At 68.9% G+C, this 5,102-nt stretch carries 4 protein-coding genes; all 4 read left to right on the top strand.

Features of this window, described 5'->3' with window-relative positions; genetic code table 11:
- Window positions 1-809 precede the first annotated feature (809 nt).
- The gene (locus tag ACIRGA_RS40745; protein WP_400952908.1) at window positions 810-1,853 is read left to right on the top strand and encodes a LysR family transcriptional regulator; all 1,044 of its coding nucleotides are present in this window, start codon (window positions 810-812) and stop codon (window positions 1,851-1,853) included.
- Window positions 1,854-1,913: 60 nt separating this feature from the next.
- Window positions 1,914-2,891, top strand: a complete 978-nt coding sequence (locus ACIRGA_RS40740; RefSeq protein ID WP_400952905.1) for a class I fructose-bisphosphate aldolase — start codon at window positions 1,914-1,916, stop codon at window positions 2,889-2,891.
- Between the two features lie 102 nt (window positions 2,892-2,993).
- On the top strand, window positions 2,994-3,953 hold the full coding sequence (locus tag ACIRGA_RS40735) for a fructose-bisphosphatase class II family protein (protein WP_400952903.1): 960 nt from the start codon (window positions 2,994-2,996) through the stop codon (window positions 3,951-3,953).
- Complete coding sequence (locus ACIRGA_RS40730) at window positions 3,950-4,915, top strand: HAD-IIA family hydrolase (RefSeq protein ID WP_400952900.1); 966 nt, start codon at window positions 3,950-3,952, stop codon at window positions 4,913-4,915. Before ACIRGA_RS40735 ends, ACIRGA_RS40730 begins: the two co-directional genes overlap by 4 nt.
- Window positions 4,916-5,102 lie beyond the last annotated feature (187 nt).

Here is a 5,102-nt window from a genome sequence, read left to right as displayed (position 1 = left end):
ACGCCACTCACGACCCGCGCTTGACCAGGGCCGAAGGCTCCTTTCACCGCATTAGACGCGGCGAAGGGAGCCTTCATCCCACCATCGGCCTGCCCGAGAACAAGCCACGTTTGACCTTCGGCTCAATACACTCACGACCCCAGGGAAAACCGGTCATGTGAGCATCAAACGGTCACCCTGGCGCCAGTAACGGTCCTGTGTGGACACTCAAGGTGTGGCAGGGCGCCTTCGACGCCCGTGCCTCGCGCCGAAGGCCTCCTTGCTCGCGGTCTCACCACGACACGTTTGACTTTCGGCTCAATAACCGTCGACACCGCCGCGCTTGTTCGCTCCTGCTGCGCGTGAAGGCCCCCTTCCCTCGGCTGAACCGAGGGAAGGGGGCCTTCACGCGTGCCAGGGCTGGTGGTGTTGCTGAGGCTGAGGTGGCGATCGCGTAGTCCGTGAAGGCCTCCTTCCCTACCTTCAGGGTAGGCAAGGAGGCCTTCACGGATCTGCGACCGCGAGCCTGTGACTCGGCGGCTCGGAGCACGAGCGGCGGGGGATCGTGAACGAATGGGGTCTTCGCCGCGACGAAAGGGAGAGTGAGCCCGTTCACACCCGTCTCGCCGCCCTGTCCGGCCCGTAAGTGGCTTGGTGCACACCGTTCGTTCTCGGGTGCCGGACGTTCGTGCCGGACGGATTGACCACGCGTTCCGCTGCCCCGCAGGCTCCTTCCACAGCACGGGGCGCCGGTGGCGGTCAGCATTTTCCCGGCGTCCCGTGCGATCGAACGTGGCAGCGCGACGAAGTCCGGAATGAGAGGTGAAACCGTGGTTCTTCCGTCAAAGATGCCTCAGCTCGCAGACCTCGATCTGCTGCTCTCGGTGGAAAGCCACGGGAGTGTGGGAAAGGCCGCGCAGGCGCACAGCCTTTCCCAGCCCGCCGCCAGTATCCGGATCAGCGCGATGGAACGGCGCCTCGGGCTCAAGCTGCTGGAGCGCTCTCCCGCCGGTTCGAAGCTCACCGAAGACGGGCAGATGCTGGCGAAGTACGCCCGCAATGTCATGCAGGCGGCGCGAGAGCTGCTCGAATTCGGTTCCGGGGCAAGGTCTTCCGACGCGAAACGGCTCCGGATCGCGGGCAGCCCGGCGGTTTCCGAGCATCTGATCCCCGACTGGCTGAACCGTTCGGGCTTCTCGTTCGGTGAGGCGCGCGTCGAAGTCCAGACGGGCAGCGTGGAGACACTGCACCGGCTGATCCGCGCGAGCCACGTCGATCTCGCGTTCATCGACGGCTGGTGCCATGCCGGCGGTCAAGGGCGGGAACAGTCCCGCGACGACCTGATGACCCGGTACATCTGCGACGACAAGCTGGCCGTGGTGGTCGGCTCGCGGCACCCGTGGGCGGCGCGGCACAGCCCGTTGACGGTGTCGGAGCTGGCGGCCGCCCCGCTCGTGCTGCGCGAGCGCGGCTCGGGGCTGCGCGAATTCACCGACGAACTGCTGGGGACTGCGAGTGCCCCGCGCGGTTACGTCGAATTCCCCTCCAGCGCCGCGATCAAGCAGGCGGTCGCGACCAGCAGGCGGGTGACCGTGCTGAACGTCTCCACCGTGCGGTCCGAACTCGCGGAAGGACGGCTGCATCTGGTGACCGTCGACCAGGAGATGCCGGCCAAACCCATTTACGCGACCTGGAGCGAACGCCGCGGTCTCCCGGACCACGCGAAGGAATTGCTGGAGATCGCGGTGTCCAAGGGCAGCCCGATGCCGCCGGTCGTCGTGCCGGGGCAGAAACCGCGCACGGTCGATTGGCGGAAGCGAAAGCTCTCGCGAGAGCCCAGCTTGGCGGTCGACGGACACGGATCGATGACCTGAATCAAGCTCTCGCGCAAATGTCACACCATCCGGTGTCCGATACAGGAGGAGCAACAGTAGATGTCAGCCCTGAACAAGATCGCGCGCACGATGGTCTCCGGCAGGCGCGGAATCCTCGCCGCTGACGAGAGCATCGGGACGATGTCCGCCAGGCTGGAGAAGGTGGGCGTCGAAGCGACCGCGGAAAACCGCCGGGTGTACCGGGAACTGATCGTCACGACGCCGCGGCTCTCGGAGTCCGTCAGCGGGATCATCCTCGCGGACGAGACGTTCCACCAGAAGGTGACCGACGGGCGCACGTTCCCGCAGTTCCTCGACGACATCGGGATTCTCACCGGGATCAAGGTCGACACGGGAGCGAAGCCGCTGGCGGGTTCGCCGTCGGAGAAGATCACCGAGGGCCTCGACGGCCTGCGTGAGCGAGTGACCGACTACGTGCGGCTCGGCGCGACGTTCGCCAAGTGGCGCGCGGTGATCACGATCGGCGAGGACGAGCCCTCGGCCCGCGCGGTGCGGGCGAACGTGCACGCCCTGGCGCGGTACGCCGGTCTCTGCCAGGAGGGCGGCCTGGTGCCGATCGTCGAGCCCGAGGTCCTGATGGACGGCGACCACTCGCTGGAGCGATGCCGTCAGGTGACGACGTCCGTGCTGGAGTCGCTGTTCGAGGAACTCGACCTGATGCGGGTGCAGCTCGACGGCATCGTCCTCAAGCCGAACATGGTGGTCGCCGGGACCGGCAGCCCGAAGCAGCCCACGGTGGCCGAGGTCGCCCAGGCCACGGTGGAGACGCTGCGGGAGACCGTGCCGTCGTCCGTGCCGGGGATCGCGTTCCTTTCCGGTGGGCAGAGCCCGGAGGTGGCGACGCAGCACCTCGGGGCGATGCAGAAGCTCGACCCGCTCCCCTGGGAGCTCACCTACTCGTTCGGACGGGCGCTCGTCGGGCCCGCGCTGGAGGCATGGCGGGGCGACGAGGCCAACCGCGTCGCCGCCCAGAACGCGCTCTCCGAACGAGCGGTCGCGAACGCTGCCGCCCGCTAACGCGTTCGCGTCCGCTTGAAGGCGACCGGTCCGGCTACGCGGACAGCCGGGCCGGTCGCCCGCGGTGCTGTTTTCCTTGCTCGGCCGAGTGAATTGAGAACGATGAAAACTCACGGATGGGACATCCCCGGTCGTCCGGGGACGGCGACGGAGGGCTCCGGTCAGGCTCTCGCGCTCGAACTCGTGCGCGTCACCGAGTCGGCCGCGATCGCGGCGGGCGGGTGGGTCGGGCTCGGGGAGGACGACAGCGCCAAGGCCGCCGCCAGCCACGCGATGCGCGAACTCCTCGGGTCCGTGCGGATGCGCGGCGTCGTGGTGGCCGCACCGGTCTTGCTCGCCGGTGAGGACGTCGGGAGCGGGGACGGCCCCGCGTGCGATGTCGCGATCACCGCGGGCGACGGCGCGCTCTCGCCGGTCAAGGACGTGCCGTACTCCCTGTCGGCGATCGCGGTGGCCGAACGCGGCGCGTTGTTCGACCCGTCGCCGGTCGCCTCGATGGAGAAGCTGGCCGTCGGTCCCGACTGCGTCGACGTCGTCGACATCCGCCGCCCGGTGGCGGAGAACCTGCGAGCGGTGGCCAAGGCCAAGGACATTCGCGTGTCGGACGTCGTCGTCGGCGTGCTCAACCGGCCGCGGCACCGGCACCTCGTGCACGAGATCCGCGACGCGGGCGCGCGGGTCCATCTGCTGGAAGGCGGTGACGTCTCCGGCGCGATCGCGGTGGCGCGTCCCGAGAGCCCGGTGGACATCCTGCTGGGCGCCGGGGGAGCGGCCGAAGGGGTCCTCGCCGCGGCCGCCCTGACCTGTTCGGGTGGCGCGCTGCAGGCCCGGCTGCCGGAAGGGAAGGTCCTCCACACCGAAGACCTCGTGGGTGGGGAGGACATCCACTTCTGTGCCACGGGCGTGACCGGAAGCGAGTTGCTGCGAGGCGTCCAGTACTACTCCGGCCGCGTCACCACCCATTCCCTGGTGATGTCTTCGAAGCCGGAGACGGTGCGGATGGTGAAGTCCGAACGCCCGCACGCCGGCCGGCGCGAGCAGGAGGGGCGCCGGACGGCATGACGGGTGATCCGCTCATCGCGCGGTACCGCGGGCTGATCTGCGACCTCGACGGCGTCGTCTATCGCGGTCCCACGGCCGTTCCCCAAGCGGTGGAGACCTTGAACCGCGTGACGGCGCGGAGCATCCCGGTCGTTTTCGCGACCAACAACGCTTCTCGCCCGCCCGAGGACGTGACCGACCATCTCCGCGGGCTGGGAGTCGCCCCGCGGGGATGGTCGGTGGTCACCAGTTCGCAGGCGGCCGCGGCCCACCTGGCGGAGCGGCTGGAGCGGGGAGCGCCGGTGTTCGCGGTGGGAGGCCCGGGTGTCGCCCGCGCGCTCACCGAGGCCGGGTTGACCCCGGTCCGCGTCGAGGATCTGGACGGCGCGCCGGTCGAGGCCGTCGTGCAGGGGCTGGGAACCGACGTCACCTGGCGCGAGCTGGCGGCGGTGGGCAGGCTCGCCGACGCGGGAGCCACCTGGGTGGCCACGAACGTCGACCTCACGTTGCCCACGCCGTACGGACGGGCTCCGGGCAATGGCGCGCTGGTCGCCTTGGTGCAGACCGCCACCAGCGCTTCTCCTTACGTGGTGGGAAAACCGCGGGCGGCGCTGTTCGACCTGGCGCGTATCCGGCTCGGTACCGCTCAGTCCGAGACCCTGGTGTGCGGGGACCTGCTGAGCACGGACATCGAGGGCGCCAACTCGGCCGGCCTCGACTCGCTCTTCGTCCTGAGCGGCGCCTCCCGCCTCCGCGATCTGGCCTTCGCCGAGCCGTCCGCGCGGCCGACCTACGTCGCCGCTGATTTGAGCGGGCTGCTCGCGCCGGGAACGCCTCTGCGGGCGGGTACCCCGGGCTCTGACCTGTTGCGGTCCGTCGTCACCACGGCTTGGGCCGTTCGTGACGCGGGTGGCGAGGTCTCCGAGGAGGACGGCCTCTGGGAGAAGATCGAACGACAGCTCGGGCTCGTCGAGGAGGCTTGACGCACTTTCGACTGTCCACAAGGGACACATTTCCGGACGAAATGCCTGATTTGGGGCTTTCATGCGGGGGTCGTGAGTGGCAAGTGTCGTTATTTGAGCCGAAGGTCAAACGTGGCGTGTTCTTGGGCGGGCCGATGGTGGGATGAAGGCTCCCTTCGCCGCGTCTAATGCGGTGAAAGGAGCCTTC

It is taken from the genome of Amycolatopsis sp. NPDC102389 (assembly GCF_044765885.1).
Classification (GTDB): Bacteria; Actinomycetota; Actinomycetes; order Mycobacteriales; family Pseudonocardiaceae; genus Amycolatopsis.
This window is presented reverse-complemented; position numbering and strand designations above follow the sequence as displayed.

Coding starts and splice junctions, on each gene's coding strand:
- ACIRGA_RS40740 (WP_400952905.1), top strand. CDS start 1,914: ATGTCAGCCCTGAACAAGATCGCGCGCACGATGGTCTCCGGCAGGCGC.
- ACIRGA_RS40735 (WP_400952903.1), top strand. CDS start 2,994: ATGAAAACTCACGGATGGGACATCCCCGGTCGTCCGGGGACGGCGACG.
- ACIRGA_RS40730 (WP_400952900.1), top strand. CDS start 3,950: ATGACGGGTGATCCGCTCATCGCGCGGTACCGCGGGCTGATCTGCGAC.